The 314-nt window shown below is 75.2% G+C and carries 1 protein-coding gene; it reads right to left on the bottom strand.

The genetic code is table 11. The annotated features are described in order from the left end of the window. On the bottom strand, positions 1-226 hold a 226-nt coding region (locus tag D9V41_RS17220), incomplete at its 3' end, for an FAD-dependent oxidoreductase (protein ID WP_133434256.1). Positions 227-314 lie beyond the last annotated feature (88 nt).

Genomic DNA, 314 nt, shown 5'->3' with positions numbered 1-314 from the left:
CACTCCACTCCCGCCAGATCCCGCGCGCCGTCACCGCGTAGTCGACGAGACGCGGGTCGGCGTGCGCGTGGCGGAAGATGCGCGATTGCCCCGCCGATTGCCCCTGTCCGGGCCGGCCGGTCTCGTAGAGCGTGACCCGCGCGCCTCGGCGCTGCAGTTCGAAGGCGGTGGCGAGGCCGAGGATGCCCGCGCCGACGACGGCGATGTCCGCGGAGGGGGAAGTCATGCGATCGACGGTAGCGTCAGACGGCGTCGCGCGCGGCGCGAGCGCACGCCTCCGCCAGCGCGCGGCGATCGTGGCGCGGCACGGGCAC

The organism is Aeromicrobium phragmitis, assembly GCF_003674095.1.
In the GTDB taxonomy this organism is placed as follows: domain Bacteria; phylum Actinomycetota; class Actinomycetes; order Propionibacteriales; family Nocardioidaceae; genus Aeromicrobium; species Aeromicrobium phragmitis.
The sequence above is the reverse complement of the archived record's forward strand: the minus strand, read 5'-3'. Positions and strand labels throughout refer to the sequence as shown.